The 17,742-nt window shown below is 48.7% G+C and carries 21 protein-coding genes; 14 read left to right on the top strand and 7 right to left on the bottom strand.

Features of this window, described 5'->3' with window-relative positions:
* Nucleotides 1-37 precede the first annotated feature (37 nt).
* From SHK35_RS06860 to SHK35_RS06850, 3 genes are all read right to left on the bottom strand, one after another.
* On the bottom strand, nt 38-472 hold the full coding sequence (locus SHK35_RS06860; protein WP_318704834.1) for an aspartate carbamoyltransferase regulatory subunit: 435 nt from the start codon (nt 470-472) through the stop codon (nt 38-40).
* Complete coding sequence (gene pyrB / locus SHK35_RS06855; RefSeq protein WP_318709199.1) at nt 466-1,404, bottom strand: aspartate carbamoyltransferase; 939 nt, start codon at nt 1,402-1,404, stop codon at nt 466-468. Before pyrB ends, SHK35_RS06860 begins: the two co-directional genes overlap by 7 nt.
* Before the next feature lie 123 nt (nt 1,405-1,527).
* Nucleotides 1,528-2,067 (bottom strand): nitroreductase family protein, encoded by a 540-nt coding sequence (locus tag SHK35_RS06850; protein WP_318704836.1) that lies wholly within the window; start codon nt 2,065-2,067, stop codon nt 1,528-1,530.
* A 202-nt stretch (nt 2,068-2,269) separates the two neighbouring features.
* Between SHK35_RS06850 and SHK35_RS06845 the strand changes: the two genes are divergently transcribed.
* A complete protein-coding gene (locus SHK35_RS06845) occupies nt 2,270-2,644 on the top strand; it encodes a PH domain-containing protein (RefSeq protein WP_318709198.1) in 375 nt (124 codons plus the stop codon).
* A gap of 47 nt (nt 2,645-2,691) precedes the next feature.
* Here SHK35_RS06845 and SHK35_RS06840 read toward each other — a convergent pair whose 3' ends face one another.
* The gene (locus SHK35_RS06840) at nt 2,692-3,141 is read right to left on the bottom strand and encodes a putative ABC transporter permease (RefSeq protein WP_318709197.1); all 450 of its coding nucleotides are present in this window, start codon (nt 3,139-3,141) and stop codon (nt 2,692-2,694) included.
* Nucleotides 3,142-3,227: 86 nt separating this feature from the next.
* Here SHK35_RS06840 and SHK35_RS06835 point away from each other — a divergent pair, with 86 nt between their 5' ends.
* Genes SHK35_RS06835 through folK form a run of 5 tightly spaced genes read left to right on the top strand, consistent with a single transcriptional unit; the run spans nt 3,228 to nt 7,379 of the window.
* The gene (locus SHK35_RS06835) at nt 3,228-4,541 is read left to right on the top strand and encodes a bifunctional folylpolyglutamate synthase/dihydrofolate synthase (protein ID WP_318709196.1); all 1,314 of its coding nucleotides are present in this window, start codon (nt 3,228-3,230) and stop codon (nt 4,539-4,541) included.
* Nucleotides 4,528-5,085, top strand: coding sequence for a GTP cyclohydrolase I FolE (folE, locus tag SHK35_RS06830; RefSeq protein WP_318709195.1), 558 nt, complete (start codon nt 4,528-4,530; stop codon nt 5,083-5,085). The genes SHK35_RS06835 and folE overlap by 14 nt, the downstream gene beginning before the upstream one ends.
* Nucleotides 5,086-5,124: 39 nt before the next feature.
* Nucleotides 5,125-5,607, top strand: coding sequence for an HD domain-containing protein (locus SHK35_RS06825; RefSeq protein ID WP_318709194.1), 483 nt, complete (start codon nt 5,125-5,127; stop codon nt 5,605-5,607).
* A 38-nt stretch (nt 5,608-5,645) separates the two neighbouring features.
* Nucleotides 5,646-6,461 carry a dihydropteroate synthase gene (gene folP, locus SHK35_RS06820; protein ID WP_318704842.1) on the top strand — a complete coding sequence of 272 codons (816 nt, stop codon included), beginning with the start codon at nt 5,646-5,648 and terminating at the stop codon, nt 6,459-6,461.
* Nucleotides 6,462-6,518: 57 nt separating this feature from the next.
* A complete protein-coding gene (folK, locus tag SHK35_RS06815) occupies nt 6,519-7,379 on the top strand; it encodes a 2-amino-4-hydroxy-6-hydroxymethyldihydropteridine diphosphokinase (protein ID WP_318704843.1) in 861 nt (286 codons plus the stop codon).
* Here folK and SHK35_RS06810 read toward each other — a convergent pair.
* Together SHK35_RS06810 and SHK35_RS06805 are read right to left on the bottom strand one after the other, a co-directional pair.
* Nucleotides 7,321-7,821 (bottom strand): Gx transporter family protein, encoded by a 501-nt coding sequence (locus tag SHK35_RS06810; protein ID WP_318704844.1) that lies wholly within the window; start codon nt 7,819-7,821, stop codon nt 7,321-7,323. The two genes, folK and SHK35_RS06810, sit on opposite strands and share 59 nt — an antisense overlap.
* A gap of 52 nt (nt 7,822-7,873) precedes the next feature.
* On the bottom strand, nt 7,874-8,287 hold the full coding sequence (locus SHK35_RS06805) for a NusG domain II-containing protein (RefSeq protein WP_318709193.1): 414 nt from the start codon (nt 8,285-8,287) through the stop codon (nt 7,874-7,876).
* A gap of 104 nt (nt 8,288-8,391) precedes the next feature.
* Between SHK35_RS06805 and SHK35_RS06800 the strand changes: the two genes are divergently transcribed.
* On the top strand, nt 8,392-8,736 hold the full coding sequence (locus SHK35_RS06800) for an ArsR/SmtB family transcription factor (RefSeq protein ID WP_318704846.1): 345 nt from the start codon (nt 8,392-8,394) through the stop codon (nt 8,734-8,736).
* 12 nt (nt 8,737-8,748) lie between these two features.
* Here SHK35_RS06800 and SHK35_RS06795 read toward each other — a convergent pair whose 3' ends face one another.
* Nucleotides 8,749-9,774 (bottom strand): DUF5050 domain-containing protein, encoded by a 1,026-nt coding sequence (locus SHK35_RS06795; RefSeq protein WP_318704847.1) that lies wholly within the window; start codon nt 9,772-9,774, stop codon nt 8,749-8,751.
* A gap of 230 nt (nt 9,775-10,004) precedes the next feature.
* Between SHK35_RS06795 and pheA the strand changes: the two genes are divergently transcribed.
* From pheA to SHK35_RS06760, 7 genes are read left to right on the top strand one after another with little or no spacing between them, the layout of a single operon-like run.
* Nucleotides 10,005-11,129 (top strand): prephenate dehydratase, encoded by a 1,125-nt coding sequence (gene pheA, locus SHK35_RS06790; protein WP_318704863.1) that lies wholly within the window; start codon nt 10,005-10,007, stop codon nt 11,127-11,129.
* A 26-nt stretch (nt 11,130-11,155) separates the two neighbouring features.
* Nucleotides 11,156-12,466, top strand: a complete 1,311-nt coding sequence (locus SHK35_RS06785) for an ATP-binding protein (RefSeq protein WP_318704848.1) — start codon at nt 11,156-11,158, stop codon at nt 12,464-12,466.
* Between the two features lie 10 nt (nt 12,467-12,476).
* Complete coding sequence (locus tag SHK35_RS06780) at nt 12,477-14,021, top strand: Ppx/GppA phosphatase family protein (protein ID WP_318709192.1); 1,545 nt, start codon at nt 12,477-12,479, stop codon at nt 14,019-14,021.
* A gap of 12 nt (nt 14,022-14,033) precedes the next feature.
* Nucleotides 14,034-16,163 carry an RNA degradosome polyphosphate kinase gene (locus SHK35_RS06775; RefSeq protein ID WP_318709191.1) on the top strand — a complete coding sequence of 710 codons (2,130 nt, stop codon included), beginning with the start codon at nt 14,034-14,036 and terminating at the stop codon, nt 16,161-16,163.
* A complete protein-coding gene (locus SHK35_RS06770) occupies nt 16,156-16,773 on the top strand; it encodes a Maf family protein (RefSeq protein ID WP_318704851.1) in 618 nt (205 codons plus the stop codon). The genes SHK35_RS06775 and SHK35_RS06770 overlap by 8 nt, the downstream gene beginning before the upstream one ends.
* Entirely contained in the window at nt 16,770-17,423 is a 654-nt protein-coding gene (locus tag SHK35_RS06765) for an HAD family hydrolase (protein ID WP_318709190.1), read from the top strand. The genes SHK35_RS06770 and SHK35_RS06765 overlap by 4 nt, the downstream gene beginning before the upstream one ends.
* 54 nt (nt 17,424-17,477) lie before the next feature.
* Nucleotides 17,478-17,741: a glyoxalase gene (locus SHK35_RS06760; protein WP_318704853.1), complete on the top strand. Its 264-nt coding sequence runs from the start codon at nt 17,478-17,480 to the stop codon at nt 17,739-17,741.
* The last annotated feature ends 1 nt before the right edge of the window (nt 17,742 follow it).

Genomic DNA, 17,742 nt, shown 5'->3' with positions numbered 1-17,742 from the left:
TTACCGCCAAAGTCTCTTTCGGGAAATGAGGGAGCGTCTACTTTGCAGATTCTGTGTATTTTTCTTCACAGTATTTGCAGCGGTAGACCTCTTTTTCTTCATCCGCAAGAATAAAAATGTGGGGAAGCCCTTGTTCTATGGAGGTGATACATCTGGGATTGCGGCATTTGATCACATTTTTGATCTGCTTTGGAAGAGAAAGCTCTTCCTTAGAGACGATCTCACCGTTTTTGATAACGTTGACGGTGATATTATGGTCAATAAAAGCCAATACATCCAGATTCAGCTGGTTCAAATCACATTCTACCTTCAGGATATCCTTTTTGCCCATTTTATTGCTGCGGGCATTTTTGATAATGGCCACAGTGCAGTCAAGCTTATCCAGCTGTAAGTGCTCGTAAAGGCTTAAGCTTTTGCCGGCTTTGATGTGATCCAAGACAAAGCCCTCTTCGATTTTTCCAACATTTAGCATGATGTGCCTCCTTCCGGCAGGGGTTGAATATTTAACAGGGTCAGGATGAGAGCCATTCTTACATACACTCCATACTGGGCCTGTTTAAAGTAAGCGGCTCTGGGGTCCTCATCTACTTCCACAGAGATTTCGTTGACCCGGGGAAGGGGATGAAGAATCAGCATGTCCTCTTTTGCCAGCTTCATTTTTTCCTCATTTAAGATATAAAAGTCTTTTAACCGCACATAATCCTCTTCATTAAAGAAACGCTCCTTCTGCACACGGGTCATATAGAGAAGATCAAGCCTGGGCATGACATCCTCCAGACGAATCACCTCCTCATAGGGGATGCCCTTTTCCTTCAGCATATCAGTGATATAATCCGGCACCTTAAGCTCCTCCGGGGAGATAAAAAGAAAGCGTATGCCACTGTAGCGCACCAGGGCATTGATCAGAGAGTGCACCGTACGTCCGAATTTCAGGTCTCCGCACAATCCGATGGTAAAATCGTTTAAGCGTCCCTTCAGGCTTCGGATGGTCAGCAGATCGGTGAGGGTCTGGGTGGGGTGCTGGTGGCCGCCATCCCCGGCATTGATGACAGGGATAGTGGATTTCTCTGCGGCAACCATGGGAGCGCCTTCCTTAGGATGACGCATGGCGCAGATATCTGCATAGCAGGAAATGATGCGGATGGTGTCAGATACGCTCTCTCCTTTGGAAGCAGAGGAGGAAGCTGCATCGGAAAAACCAATGACCTGTCCGCCCAGCCTTGTCATAGCGGATTCAAAGCTTAAGCGCGTGCGTGTACTGGGTTCATAGAAGCAGGTGGCCAGAATTTTTCCACTGCAGGCGTGGGCATATTTCTCTGGATGCCTTTCGATGTCGCCTGCCAGGTCGAATATCTTGTCCAGCTCCTCCTTTGTAAAATCAAGTGGACTCATCAGGTGTCTCATTTTAATCTCCATTCCTGCGCATTTTTCAGCGCATAATCAGTATTTGGGCTTTTTGCAGTCTGCCCAAGGGCGGTCTGCCGGACATGGAAAAGCCGAAGAGAAAATCTCTTCGACTGTTATTTGTTATTCTTGGAAGGATAACAGCTCCTCAACGCTTTTGCGTCTGGGAGCGGCAGGACTTTCTGCGGGATACCCGATGGGAATCAGAGCAATCAAATCCCTCTCCTCTGGAATATGTAAAAGAGCAGAGGCCTCCTCCTGATCGAAAATACCCATGATAACGGTTCCAAGGCCATGCTCATAGGCAGCCAGACAAAAAGCTTCGCTGGCAGCTCCGGCATCAAACATCTGCCAGGAATCACCGCGGTTTGTGGTATAAGAGCCGTCTCTCTCAAAGCCGCTGCGTCCTTTGATAATGGTAACTGCGATAACCATCGGCGCATTTTCCATGATCTCGCCATTTTTAGGATAACCGGAGGTGCATTTGGAAAGCTTCTGCTTCAGTTCTCCCTCCACGGCAATATAGCGTACAATCTGTGTATGCTTCCAGCTGGGTGCATAGGAGGCAGTCTCTACGATCTGTGAAAGTATTTCATGGGATACAGGCTGATCGGTAAACTGACGGATGCTTCTCCGTCCGGTAATACATTCTTTTGCAGTCATACGTTACCCTCCTTTACGTATTTTTATTATCATACCATTTCCAGCTTATACTTTCAATCGAAAGCGTAGAAAAAAATCGACAAATTTTTTGGCATTTTGAAAGAAAGGTTTTGCATAAAAAGATCATATCTACTATAATAAGTAGCATAAGAATTTTGCAGAGATTGTTGATGCGCGGGAAAGGAGCGGGAAGGGATAGGATATGATAGAATTTGTAGAAAGAAAGCGCTGGCTTTTCTTAGGTCTGCCCTTTACCTTTACGAAGTATATCGTAAAAGAGGACATGATTACCATAGAGGCAGGCTTTTTGAAAAAGGTTGAGAACGATTGTTATATGTATAAGGTACAGGATGTGGAGCATACGGCCAGCCTGATTGAGCGTATGTTTGGCATGGGGACAGTGGTCTGCTATACAGGGGACACCACTCATCCCAGACTGGCCCTTGAGCATATCCGCAATTCCAGGGCCTTGAAAGACTTTATTTTAAAGCAGTCTGAGGAGGCAAGAATGAAAAGGCGTACGGTGAATATGCTGGATATCGGCTCCGGAGACGGGGACGAAGGGGAAATGCTGTAGCCAAAGCAAAAGGATGTCACGATTTGCAGGACATCCCGGGGATATAATTAATGAGAATTTGACAAGACGGGACCGTTATCGGTCCTGTCTTTTGCGGCGGGGGAGGTAAGCCCTTCAAACAAAAGTCCCGCAAGGAACCAAAAGGGCGCATAGTCCAGGCGGATCAGCCGTTTGATATTCCAGCGGCTGCGTCCATAATCCCAGGGACACAAGGTGCGGCGGCTTAAGAGGCTGCCGGTGATATATTCGGTGGAGAAAATCAGGCTCATATAGGTAAGCCCCCGGACCCAGACGGATTTTTTGGAGAGGAGCCTGCCCAAAGGAGCCAGGAAGGCAGCACAGCCGTATATGGGAAACATCCAGACGGAGGTGTTGCCCCGAAGCTTCATGTCCCGGCGGCGGAAGGAGTCAAGAGAGGTAAAAAGGATTTCCATGCACCAGCCGGTGATGCCGCAGCGTATAAAGTTGTGTAAGAAGGTTTTGAATGCTTTTTTCATGAAATAAAGTGTTTCCTGTTTTTGGAGAAATATACAAAGAACAATGAAAAAAACAGCAAAAGACCCGAAGAGAGGCGGTGTGGAATTTGACTTATAAAGAAGCCCTTTCTTATATGGAAGCCATTGGAGGATATGGGATTGTGCCAGGGCTCGACAGCATCAGAGCGCTTTGCGGACGGATAGGAAATCCTCAGGATATGCTGAGATTTATTCATGTGGCCGGCACCAACGGCAAAGGTTCGGTAACAGCCTATCTATCCACTATATTAAGGTGTGCGGGATACCGGGTGGGAAGCTATGTTTCCCCCGTGCTTTTTTCCTATCGGGAGCGTATTGCGGTAAACGGAAGGCCCATTACTCAAAAGGCGCTCTGCCAGGGGGTGGAGCTTTTACGTAACGCATGTGATGAAATGACGAAGGAGGGAATGCCCCATCCTACCTCCTTTGAGGTGGAGACAGCTCTGGGATTTTGGTATTTTCAAAAGACGGAGTGCGATTTGGTAGTGCTGGAGACAGGAATGGGAGGGGGCATGGATGCCACCAATGTGATTCCGCCTCCTCTTGCGGCGGTTCTTACTCCCATCAGCATGGACCACATGAAATTTTTGGGGAGCACCTTGGGCGAGATAGCGGCACAGAAGGCCGGGATTATAAAAACCGGATGTTATGTAATTTCTGCAAGGCAGAAAGAGGAGGTTATGGAGGTCATTGCCCGTATTGCCCGGGAAAAGCACTGTCCTCTGCGGACTGCCGATGTTGACACTGCCAGCCAGATACGATATGGTATAGAGAGGCAGCGTTTTGACTATGGAGGATATAGGAGGCTTGAGATATCCCTTGCAGGCAAATGCCAGATTGAAAATGCAGTTCTTGCAGTGGAAACCACAAAGGCTCTGGAAAAACATGGCATCTGCGTGAAAGAAAAAGCGCTGCGCCAGGGACTTTTGCAGACCCTGTGGCCAGGGCGTTTTACTGTTGTAGCAAAAAAGCCCTGGTTTATTGTGGATGGGGCTCACAACAAGGCGGGGGCAGAGCAGCTGGCTCAGTCCTTAGCTCTTTATTTTCCTCAGAAAAGAATTATTTTTATTATGGGAGTGCTGAGGGATAAGGACTATACCGGGATGCTTGCGGTCACTTGTCAATATGCGGATCAGATTATCACAGTGACGCCGCCGGAAAACGCAAGGGCGTTGCCCGCCTATGATCTGGCTGTGGAAGCCTCTTTGGTGCACCCCAATGTGACTGCGGCGGACAGTCTGGAGGAGGCTGTGGAGATGAGCTATCTTCTGGCGGGGAGAGAGGATGTGATTCTTTCCTTCGGCTCTTTGTCCTATCTCGGCAGGATGATAAAGATTGTGGAAAAGCGTTCACAGAAAGGCAGTAAAAATGATAGATCATGAAAAAGTAAAAAAAGCAGTGGAGCTTCTTTTGGAGGGCATAGGCGAGGATGTGGAAAGAGAAGGGCTCCGCGAGACGCCGGAGAGAATTGCCCGTATGTATGAAGAGATATTCTCCGGAAGGGATGATGACCCTGGCCAGCATTTATCCAAGGTCTTTTCTGTGGAACACAACGATATGGTTTTGGAAAAAGATATTGTGTTTTATTCCACCTGCGAGCATCATATGATGCCCTTTTTCGGAAAGGCTCATGTTGCCTATATCCCCAATAAAAAGGTGACGGGACTGAGCAAGCTTGCCAGGACTGTTGAGGTGTTCGCAAAGCGGCTGCAGATTCAGGAGCAGATGACGGCGCAGATTGCCGATGCAGTGATGGAACATCTAAGCCCCCAGGGAGTTATGGTGATGGTGGAGGCAGAGCATATGTGCATGACCATGCGGGGAGTAAAGAAGCCAGGCAGTAAAACGGTCAGCGTAGCGGTAAGAGGCATCTTTGAGCAGGATGATACACTGCAGAACCGGTTTTTCCAGATGGTAAAAGCATAGGCCGAAGGAAACGGCCAGCGCATGGAGCAGGTGAATCACATGGATAGAATCGATAAAATAATAGAGCACCCTTTATTTTTGCATCATCTGCGTCAGAATCAGGCGGCAGAAGCCGAAAGGCGATTCTGCCGCCATGATATGACGCATTTTTTGGATGTGGCCAGAATCGGAGTAATAATAAGCTTAGAGGAGGGGCTTAAGATTCCAAGAGACTGGATTTATGCGGCGGCACTTTTGCACGATATGGGGAAGCATATTCAATATGAGGATGGGACGCCCCATGAGCTTGCAAGTGGAAGGATTGCACCCCAAATACTGCAGGACTGCGGCTATGATCAAAAAGAAACAACTGTTATTACTGAAGCAATTTTGAAGCATAGAGAAAAAAGCACAGCCCAGGAAAAGAATTTGAGTGGAATTCTATATAGAGCAGACAAAGCCAGCAGACCTTGCTTTGCCTGTGAAGCGGAGCCGGACTGTAATTGGAAGTCAGATAAGAAAAACAGGAAAATAAAATATTGAGCAGGAAACAGATGCAGCAGGGAGGCTTCAAAAATAATATGAAGATTGGAAATAGAGAATTTGATACGAAGAATCACACCTATATTATGGGAATTTTAAATGTGACGCCGGATTCCTTTTCGGATGGAGGAAAATGGAATGATCGGGACAAGGCCCTCCACCGTGTGGAGGAAATGCTGTCTGAGGGAATGGATATTGTGGATATCGGAGGAGAATCCACCAGGCCGGGATATACTGTGATCACTGACCAGGAGGAGATTGAGAGAACAGCCCCTGTGATCGAGGCCATAAAGGCAAATTTTGACGTGCCTGTTTCCCTGGATACTTATAAAAGCCAGGTGGCTGCGGCAGGCATAGAGGTGGGGGCGGATTTGATCAATGATATCTGGGGACTGAAATTTGACGAAAAAATGGCAGGTGTTATTGCGAAGAGCGGACTCCCGTGCTGCCTCATGCACAATAGAAATAACACAAGTTATGAAAATTTCATGGCCCAGGTGGCTGAGGAGCTGACCCAGAGCATAGAGATTGCGCAGAAGGCCGGTATTGCAGATGAAAAAATTATTTTGGACCCGGGGGTAGGCTTTGGCAAGACCTATGAGCAGAATCTGGAGGTAATCCGCCGTCTGGAGGAGCTAAATGCCTTTGGCTACCCTCTTCTTTTGGGCTGCAGCAGGAAGTCTGTCATCGGCCTTGCGCTGGGGCTTCCTGTGGAGGAGAGAGTGGAGGGCACCTTGGTCACCACGGTGCTGGCTGTAAGCAAGGGCTGCAGCTTTGTACGGGTTCACGACGTCAAGGCAAATGACAGGGCAGTCCGCATGACGCAGGCTATTCTCAGGGGTGGAAATTTCTAAAGACCTTAAAAGCAAAAAGTAATACATAAACTGACAGAGAGGGGCAGGAACAGGAGAATGGACAGAATAAATGCGCAGGATAAAATTGAAATCCGGAATTTGGAAATTTATGCCTATCACGGCGTATTTCCAGAAGAGAATGAAAGGGGACAGATTTTTCTGGTAAATGCTGTGCTTTTTACCGATCTGAGGAAGGCGGGGCGGGAGGACAGGCTGGAGCTGTCCACCCATTATGGGGAGGTCTGCCATTTTATTGACAGGTGGATGCGGGAACACACCTACAAGCTGATTGAGGCGGCGGCAGAAAATGTAGTCCGCCAGCTGCTGTTAGCGTTTCCCCTTATTTGGGAGATTGAGCTGGAGATAAAAAAGCCCAACGCGCCGGTGGGGCTTCCCTTTGAAGCGGTGTCTGTGAAGATCAAAAGAGGCTGGCACAGGGTCTACCTTTCTGTGGGTTCCAATCTGGGGGACAGGAGGGCTTATATCCAGGGGGCAATCGACGCTTTAAGGGCAAATCCGCAGGTCAGGATGGGTAAGATATCGCCTTTGCTTGAGACAAAGCCTTATGGCGGAGTGGAGCAGGATGATTTTTTAAACGGAGCGCTGGAGATCGAAACGCTTCTTTCCCCGGGCGAGCTTTTAGAGGAGCTGCACCGCATTGAGTCGGCAGCGGGACGGGAGCGTCTGGTCCGCTGGGGCCCCAGAACATTGGATTTGGACATTCTCTTTTATGACAAGCTGGTGTATGAGGACGAGCAGCTGATCATTCCCCACATAGATTTGGAGAACAGGCGCTTTGTGCTGGAGCCCCTTTGCGCCATAGCGCCAAACCTCAGGCACCCCATCCTGCAAAAGACGGTCAGCGGTTTATTAAAGGAACTAGATATTTCTGAGAAAAATGGGCGCACAGACCGGTAAAAAGCCCGGTGACCAATCCGCCCAGCATAAGAAAAGGAAGATAGATGAATATCCCGGCCGTCTGTGTGATAAAAAAGGCGGTAAGAAGCTGTCCTGCATTGTGGGCCAGCGCGCCGGCGATGCTTGTGAGAAACAGGTAATGTCCGGAAAACAGCCGATTGATAAGGCACATGACAACAAGGCAGAGGAAACCTCCTGCAAGGCTGTAGAGCAGGCTCAGGGCCTGGCCAAAGAAAAAGGAAGATAAAAAAATCCGCATAAAGAGCACCACAGCTGCATCCTTTACGGTAAAATTTCGTAAAACAACAAGTGTTATGATATTTGCAAGACCAAGCTTAATGCCCGGCACCGGAACCAGAGGGGGGAGCATGCTCTCTGCGGCGAAGATGATCAGCGCCAAGGTGGTAAACAGAGCAAGCAGAGTTAATTTTTTGACTTTCATAAGCTTTTCTCCTGAAATTATTTCATTCCCGTCTAAGAGGCATCTTTTGTGATTAATAGGCTGTGATATCCGTCTGTGCCGAAGAGGACGGGGCGTCCACCTGTATCACCAGATGGTTTGGCAGACAGACAATGGGAACAAGTGAGCTGTCTGTGAAGCCCTGATGAACGCACAGCTGGTCAGGACAGTCGGCGGACAGCATGCCGATGCTGCCCGGGCGCACCTCTATTACATTGGTACAGCCGCCCTCCCCTGTGACGGTGAAGGTGTAGGGGGTATCCACCAAAGCCAGATTAATGCGTTCTAAAAGAACGCCGTCCTGATAGATAAGGGCCTCGCTTTCCTGAGACTGTCTGCTCTGCACCAGAATCCAGAGAATGCAAAAAAGTGCAAGGAGCAGAAGAAATGCCAGAAAGCAGAAGGCATTTTTTTGATACTTGTTTTTGAAAGGAATTATTTTTTTCATGTCTATCAGTATAACAAAAAACGGATTGGAAATGAAGCAAAAAGTGGTATAATTTGTGTAGAAGCGGCAAATGGTTTTGAAATTCTGTTGAAATGGAGACTGCTATGGAAGAAAACACATACATTTATGCGGATGAGGACACGATAAGAAGAGTGGAGGAAAAAATGCCTCCTGAGGAAGAAATGCAGGATATTGCAGAGTTTTTTAAGGTGTTTGGGGATGCCACCCGCCTGAAGATTCTCTATGTGCTTTTGTGTTCGGAAATGTGCGTTTACGATATCGCTGCAGTTCTTGGAATGTCCCAGTCGGCAATTTCTCATCAGCTGAGAGTGCTCAAGCAGATGGATTTGGTGAAAAACCGAAGAGAGGGGAAAACCATTTTTTATGCCCTGGCAGATGCGCATATCGTCACCATTTTAAGCCAGGGACAGGATCATATTGAGGAATAGCCCAAAGGGGCCTTATTGCGTTTCTGCAATGGCAGCGTCTCTGGCCCCGGAAAAGATTTCGTAGCCGGCAGAGCCCAAAGGGCTGTGGTAAAGGGCGGTGTCATTGCCGAATTCCTGAAAATATACATATTGAGATGTCATATGAAGCTTGGTGTAGTTTCCCTCTGCTAGCACAAAGGCGCCGGTGCCATCCTCACGCATGCAGATCAGCTGCGGGGTGTCACCGTTTTTTTGATAGTAAACATAGCCGCCGCCCACGTTAAAGCAGTCCACCCGGTCTGTGGTGAGTGTCTGGGCAGTGCCCTGGGACAGACTGTAACGGCAGAGGCAGTAATTGCTTTCCACATCCATATAATAGATAAAGTCCCCCTGGATAACAGGATATCCAACGCTGCCTTCCCACAAAAGGGATGCAGTGTCCGAGGAGGTATTCAGCTGGTATAAGCTGTGTCCGCTTTGAGGGTCGCTGTAATAGATCATCCCCGCCGCGGCGCAGGAAGGGTCGATCTCATAATCAGCAAGAACTGTCTGTTCGGATTCATCGATCTTAAGCTTGTAAAACTGGGGGTTTTCCTCCCCGGCAGCCAGTATATAGAGATAATTATCCACCAGCTGGGCTTTGGCAATGATATCCCGGTTTAAGCCGGTTGTGCGGCTGCCGTCTAAAGTGGTGCGGTTGAAGGAGCGTACGCTGAGCACATAGCCCATTCCGGCGTTCCCCGAAGCGCCCATCTGAAAATAGTACAGGTAATCCCCTCCGGCCAGGATATTCTGTGCGTTTACGCTGCTCAGCTTTCTGATATTTTCCTCAGAGCTGTCCATGGCGTAAAGGCTGCCTCCGTCATAGGAATTAGAGAAATAGACGGTGCCGTCAAGCTCGCAGAAGAGGCCGCCGTTGTGCAGATTTCCGGCGGTATTCCCGATGGTTCCCGGGGGATTCATGGTTATCCGGTTTGAAAGGATGAAAAAAAGAAGAACTGCAGTAAACAGTGCTGCTGCAAGTAATGCGATTGCAATGGTTCGAAATTTTCTGCTCATAACATTCCCTCATTTCAGATTTTGTAAAAAGCGTATGGAATATGTAAAAAATAAGTAAAACGGCTGAAAAATAGATGACGTACGCTGTAAATTGTGATAATTTAACAGGTAGATAATCTACTTTAAGTATACAACGCTTCCCGCTTGCGATCAAGTTTGATTTGGTATAAGATATCCTTAAATGTGCTGATAAGGAGTACAAAGAAAGAGACAAAAGGAGCATGGCGGACATGGATTTGCGAAAGCTGAGAGAACAGATAGACGGGATAGACGAACAGATCGTAGCGCTTTATGAGAAGCGTATGGATATCAGCAGACAGGTGGCTGAGTACAAGATCGAAACCGGGAAAAAGGTATTTGACAGGCAAAGGGAACAGGAGAAGCTTGCCAGGGTAAAGACTCTGACGCACAATGAGTTTAACAGCCATGGTGTGGAGGAGCTGTTTGAGCAGATCATGTCCATGAGCAGAAAGCTGCAGTATCAGCTTCTTGCGGAGAAAACAGGCATGGGGAGACTTCCCTTTATCGGTGTGGATGAGCTTGATACAAAAAAGGCGCGGGTGGTGTTCCAGGGAGCGGAGGGAGCCTATTCCCAGGCGGCTATGATGACCTATTTTGGAGATGCGGTGGACAGCTTTCATGTGGACAGCTTCCGGGACGCCATGAGCGCCATTGATGAGGGAAGCGCGGATTTTGCGGTACTGCCCATTGAAAATTCAACGGCGGGGATTGTCAGTGAAATCTATGACCTTTTGGTGGAGTTTGAAAATTATATTGTGGGGGAGCAGATTATAAAGATAGAGCACTGCCTTCTTGGGGTGCCGGGAGCGGAGCTTTCGGACATAAAAAGGGTGTATTCCCACCCCCAGTCCTTAATGCAGAGCGCCAGATATCTGGCGGATCATGACTGGCAGCAGATCAGTATGCAGAACAATGCCTTTGCGGCCGCGAAGGTGGCAAAGGAGGGGGACAAGACCCAGGCTGCCATAGCGGGAGAGCACGCGGGGAAAATTTACGGACTTAAGGTGCTGAAAAAAGGAATCAATCATTCGGGCAGCAATTCTACCCGCTTTATCATTGTTACAAACCAGAAAATTTTCAGGAAAGATGCCGGAAAGGTGAGCATCTGCTTTGAAGTGGCGCATGAGAGCGGTTCTCTTTACCACATGCTTTCCCACTTCATCTACAACAATTTGAATCTGACCAAGATTGAGAGCCGCCCTATAGAGGACAGAAATTGGGAATATCGGTTTTTTGTTGACTTTGAGGGAAATCTGGCGGACAGCTCTGTGAAAAACGCCCTCAGGGGTCTTAGGGAAGAGGCCAGAAATATGAAAATACTGGGCAATTATTAAAGGAAGAAAACGGCAGGAATAAAGGCATGAGAGAACAGGAATTGATTGTATATAGAGATTTTGAGGACGGCGGCCTGCTGCACGATATGGCGCGGCTGATGACGGCATGTGAAGAAAATAAGGGCCCTTTAGGGGACGGCGGCCGTGATTTGGAGGATAGTAAGGCTTTGTTTTACAGCTGTATCCACCGGCTGATAGAGCTGGCAGGCCATTATGGCTTTCATGGCAATCTGTGGCACTGTTATCTTGCCAACCTTTTGGTAAATAATGAAAACAGCTACAGCTGCGGGTGTGAAATCAAGGGAGCCATTGAGGGAACCATCAACCAGGCGGCGCTCCATGACATTGTAATCTTTAAGGAGTTTTATGACTATGATTTTGGCCCGCTTATGGAAATGCTTAAGGTTCCTGAGTTTGCACTGGTGGAAAATTACAAAGGCAGCAGCGGAGAGAGCAAGGTGTACAATGCCCGCATCTGTGCCCGTATCTGTGAGCTTGCGGAAAAATTCTGCCAGGATAATACGCCGGAGGAAATGAAGGATACGCTGACCCAGTTTTATCAGGAGTACGGCGTGGGGAAATTTGGCCTGCACAAATCCTTCCGGATTGCCCATGACGAGAAAGGGGTGCACATTCAGCCGATTTTAAACATTGCCCATGTGCATTTGGATGATCTTGTGGGCTATGAGATTCCCAAAAAGAAGCTCACCGATAACACTGAGGCCTTTGTGAGAGGCAAAAAGGCCAACAACTGCCTTTTGTTTGGTGACGCAGGCACCGGGAAGTCCTCCTGCATCAAGGCCATAGCCAATGAATATTATGACAGAGGGCTTCGTATCATTGAGGTGTATAAGCATCAGTTCAGAGACCTGAATGAGGTAATCAGCCAGATCAAAAAGCGCAACTATAAGTTTATCATTTATATGGATGATCTGAGCTTTGAGGATTTTGAGATAGAGTACAAATATCTGAAGGCCGTCATTGAAGGCGGCCTGGAGAAAAAACCTGAAAATGTGCTGATTTATGCCACCTCTAACAGACGTCACCTGATTCGGGAAAATTATAGCGACAAGGAAGAGGTCAGACAGGACATGCACACCAGCGATACGGTGCAGGAGAAGCTGTCCTTAGTATATCGTTTCGGTGTCACCATTTATTTTGGCGCTCCGGACAAAAAGGAATTTCAGAACATTGTAAAGACGCTGGCAGAACGCTATGGCGTGTCCATGCCGCAGGAGGAGCTTCTTAAGGAGGCCAATAAGTGGGAGCTTTCCCACGGAGGGCTTTCCGGCAGAAGCGCACAGCAGTTTATAGACTACCTGTTAGGGAAAGAGTGAAAGGAGCCATATGAGTGTAAGGACCTTTGCCGCAATTGATGTGGGAAGCTTTGAGCTGTCCATGAAAATATTTGAGTTTACCGCAAAGAACAGTATGCGGGAAATCGACTGTATCCGTCAGAGACTGGATCTGGGAAGCGATACCTATGCCAATGGCAAAATCAGCAAGGAAAAGCTGGATGAGCTGTGCCGGGCGCTGCGGGAATTTTCCGGCATTATGCGGGCCTATAAGGTGGACGCATACAAGGCCTATGGAACCAGCGCGGTGCGGGAGACGGAGAATTTTACCATTGTGCAGGATCAGGTGGAGCAGCGCACCGGAATCAAGGTGGAGATTTTAAGCAATTCCGAGCAGCGTTTTTTAAATTATAAGGCCATTGCGTTAAAGGGGGAGATTTTCCGCCGGATTATCGAAGAAAAAACCGCCATTGTAGATATCGGCGGCGGCAGCATACAGCTGTCCCTCTTTGACAATGACACTTTGGTGTCCACCCAGAATCTCCGCCTGGGAGTGCTCAGGCTCCAGGAGCACTTAAATCATCTGAACGCAAAGCGGGCCCAGGTGGCGAATTTGATTGACGAGATGGCGTCGGCACAGCTTTCCACCTATAAAAAGCTGTATTTGAAGGACCGCGTGATTCAGAATATTATTATCGTGGACGATTACATTTCTCCCTGGGCGGTGAAAAAGCTGGGGAGGGACGGGCAGCCCATGACGGACACAAAGGAATTTGAGGGCCTGCTGGAGACACTGAAAAATAAAAGCAGCAGTGAGATTTCCATTGCTATGGACATACCGGAGGAGAAGGTTCCGCTGGTGCTGATCAGCGCTCTTTTGACCAAGCGGATTGCGGAGCTGATGGGAGCGGAGAAAATATGGGCGCCGGGAGTCACCTTGTGTGACGGAATCGCTTATGAGTACGCGGAGAAGATGAAGCTTTTCAAGGGAGAGCATGATTTTGAAAAGGATATCACAGCCTGCGCCGTCAACATCAGCAAACGGTATCAGGGCAGCAGAAAACGGGCGGAAACCCTTGAGAAAATTACCACAACCATATATGACAGCATGAAGCGGGTGCATGGACTGGGCAGGAGGGAACGGCTGTATCTGCAGATTGCCGCTATCCTTCATGACTGCGGAAAGTATATCAGCATGGTGAACATCGGAGAAACCTCTTACAATATTATAATGTCCACGGAAATCATCGGTCTGTCCCATCTGGAGAGAGAAATTGTGGCCAATGTGGTCCGGTTCAACCACAGTCCTTTTTTATATTACGGGCAGATACAGGCCGGGAGGAGCACCCTGGATAAGGAGTCTTATCTGATTGTGGCGAAGCTTACCGCTATTTTGCGGCTGGCAAACAGCTTAGACCGCAGCCACAAGCAGAAGCTTGGCAGCATTAAGGCTTCACTCAGGGAGAATCAGCTGATACTGACTGTGGATACCCTGGAGGATATCACCTTGGAAAAGGGCTTTTTTGAGTGGAGGGCGGACTTTTTCCAGGAGGTGTTCAGCGTAACGCCGGTATTAAAGCAGAGAAAGAATTTTTAGAAGAGGGAAATTATGGCAGAGAAAGAATTTACAAATCCGAAATATTATGTAAACAGGGAGTTAAGCTGGATTCTGTTTGACCACAGAGTTTTAAACGAGGCAAGGGACAAGAGCATTCCCCTTTTTGAGCGGCTGAAATTTTTGAGTATTACCGCTTCCAATCTGGACGAGTTTTTTATGATCCGGGTGGCCTCTTTAAAGGATATGGTCAATGCGGGATATCAGAAAAAGGATATCGCGGGCATGACGCCTGAAAAACAGCTTGCTGCCCTTAACACAGCCATACACGATCTGGTAGACCTGCAGTATTCCACCTTCAGCAGGTCGCTGCTTCCGCTGCTGGAGCAAAACGGGCTGCATCTGATCAGACACCATGAGCAGCTTACCAAAGAGGAGGCAGACTATATTGATCATTATTTTGAGGATAATGTGTACCCGGTGCTGACCCCTATGGCGGTGGATTCCTCCCGGCCTTTTCCCCTGATCCGCAACAAGACGCTGAATATTGGGGCTATGGTCAGAAAAAAAGGCACCAAGGAGGAGCTGGAGTTTGCAACCGTACAGGTTCCGGGCGTGTTAAACCGGGTGGTGGAGCTTCCTTCCCAGGGGTCTGCCAGGAAGATCATTCTTCTGGAGGAGATCATTGAGCGCAATATCCAGAGACTTTTCCTGAATTATGAAATTATCTGTTCCAACCCTTATCGGATCATGCGGAACGCGGACCTGACCATAGAGGAGGACGAGGCTGCGGACCTGTTAAAGGAAATCGAAAAGCAGTTAAAGAAACGCCAGTGGGGCCAGGCTATCCGGCTGGAGGTGGAGGCCGGGATGGATAAGCGCATGCTGAAGCTCTTGAAAAAGGAGCTTCACATGGAGGAAGAGAATATTTACGAGATTGACGGACCCTTAGACCTGACTGTTTTGATGAAGATATACGGCCTGGAAGGCTACGGACATCTGAAGGCTCCCAAATACGAGCCCAAGCAGGTGCCTGAACTTCCGGCAGGCTGCGATATTTTTGAAAAGATCAGGGAGGGAGATATTCTGCTCCATCATCCTTATCAGACCTTCACCCCTGTGGTTGATTTTATCCGTCAGGCAGCAAAGGACCCTGAGGTGCTGGCCATAAAGCAGACTCTTTACCGTGTCAGTGGCCACTCCCCTATTATCGCAGCCTTGGCTCAGGCGGCGGAAAACGGCAAGCAGGTCACTGTGCTGGTGGAGCTGAAGGCCCGGTTTGATGAGGAAAACAACATTGTGTGGGCCAGAATGCTGGAGAAGGCTGGCTGCCATGTGATTTATGGTCTGGTGGGCTTAAAGACCCACAGCAAGATCACGCTGGTAGTGCGGCGCGAGGAGGACGGCATACGCCGTTATGTGCACCTTGGAACTGGAAATTATAATGACGCCACTGCAAAGCTCTATACGGACATTGGACTGTTTACCTGCGCTGAGATGGTGGGCGAGGATGCGACGGCGGTGTTTAATATGCTGTCCGGTTATTCCGAGCCCCTGTTGTGGAATAAGCTGTCTTTAGCGCCCCTGTGGCTGAAGGACAAATTTCTTTATCTGATTGAGCGGGAGAAGAAATACGCCCTTGAGGGACGTCACGCCCGGATTATTGCAAAAATGAATTCTCTGTGCGACAGGGATATCATTGCCGCCCTTTATGAGGCCAGCGCCGCCGGGGTGAAAATCGATCTGATTGTCAGGGGAATCTGCTGCCTGAGGGTGGGCATACCCGGTGTCAGTGAAAATATTACGGTTCGCTCCATTGTGGGAAATTTCCTGGAGCACAGCCGGATTTTCTACTTTGAAAACAATGAGCATTATGAAATTTACTGCGGAAGTGCGGACTGGATGCCAAGAAATCTGGAAAGACGGGTGGAAATTCTCTTTCCTGTGGACAGAAGGGAGTGCAAGGAAGAGCTGCTTCACATCCTGGAGTGTCAGCTTAGGGATAACGTAAAGGCTTCTGTTCTGCAGGCGGACGGCTCCTATGAAAAGGTGGACAAGCGGGGCAAGCAGCGCTTTAACTCTCAGGAGGCTTTTTGTCTGGAGGCAGCGGGGAAGGAAGAGGCATGTAAGGAGGCTCCGGCCACCGTGACCAGAATTTTCACACCGGAGACAGCCCATGAATGATAAGAAACAAATCGTACAAAGTAAACTGATTCTAGCCTCTGCTTCTCCCAGAAGAAGGGATATTTTAAAACAGATGGGGTTGGAATTTTCGGTTTTGGCTGCCGATGTGGACGAAAAACTGACCACGGATATCCCATCCCTTGCGGTGGAGGAACTCTCCAGACGGAAGGCTTTGGCCTGTCTGGAGAAGGTGAAAGGAGAAGAAAGTATACAAAAGCCTGTCCTGATTCTGGGAGCAGATACGGTGGTGGCCTGCGAAGGCAGGATTTTGGGGAAACCCTCGGACAGTGAGGATGCCTGCAGGATGCTTTCTCTGCTCCAGGGACGTTCCCACCAGGTGTATACCGGCGTGACGTTTATGCGTCTTGGAGGGAAGGAAGGAGAAGTCCAGCGAAAAACCTTTTATGAGGTGACGGACGTGCATTTCTATCCCATGACACAGGAGGAAATCCGGCTATACGTGGATACCGGGGAGCCCATGGATAAGGCGGGAGCCTATGGTATCCAGGGACTTGGGGCCAGATTTATCCGGCGCATTGAGGGGGATTATAACAATGTGGTGGGACTGCCGGCGGCAAGACTATATCAGGAGGCAAAGGATTGGTTATGAAAAAAGCAGTGATTTTTGACCTGGACGGCACCTTGTCCGATTCCATACACAGTATAAAATATTGCACGGACAAGGCTTTGGAGCCTTTGGGCTATGGTCCTTTCTCGGTAGAGCAGTACTATTATTTTGTGGGAGACGGCGCGGCAAATCTGATCAAAAGAGCCCTGACGGCAGGAGGAGACACAGAGCTTACTCATTTCAAAGAGGCCTATGACCGTTATCTGGAAATCTTTGCGGAAAATTGTATGTATCAGGTAAAGCCCTATGAGGGAATTATACCTCTGTTAAATGCCCTTAAGGAAAAAGGGATCGCTATAGCGGTGCTGTCAAACAAGCCCCATCAGGAGACCATCCGGGTGATTGAAAGCTTGTTCGGAAAGAATTATTTTGACGTGATTATGGGGCAGCAGGAGAACGTGCCCATAAAACCCAGTCCTCAGGGGGTGTTTCTCATATTGGAAAGGCTGGGCCTTGGGGCGGAGGATATTCTGTATCTGGGGGATACCGCCACAGATATGAAGACCGGGAAGGGCGCGGGGGCTTTCACGGTGGGGGCTCTGTGGGGCTTTCGTGACAAAAAGGAGCTTTTGGAGAACCATGCGGATGCTGTGATAGAAAAACCGCTGCAGCTACTTGACTATATAGCATAATCTTTATATTATGATAGCAATAAAAGCTTTTTGGGCGATAAAGGAGGGTTGCGTATGCACGAGTATGACGATGCGGTACTAGAATGCTTCCTGAAAAACCAGCTGCAGCTGTTTCCGGAAACGGTGGCTGAAACTCTGGAGGAGGCAGAGAGCTTTTTGGAGGAGTGTATGGCCGTGGTGGTGGAATCCGCAAAAGAGGTGGCCGAATATTTTGAGGAAGCCGGAATCGACATGGATGGCGCCGTGGGGGATGAAATCCTGGAGGCGGATGAGGTATTCGACGTGGGAGACGGAAGATACCTTATCGTGGAGGGGTAGC

The organism is Candidatus Acetatifactor stercoripullorum (assembly GCF_944382095.1).
GTDB classification, from domain to species: Bacteria; Bacillota; Clostridia; order Lachnospirales; family Lachnospiraceae; genus Acetatifactor; species Acetatifactor stercoripullorum.
Note: the sequence above shows the minus strand (reverse complement) of the source record. Positions and strands in the feature narration are given on the sequence as shown.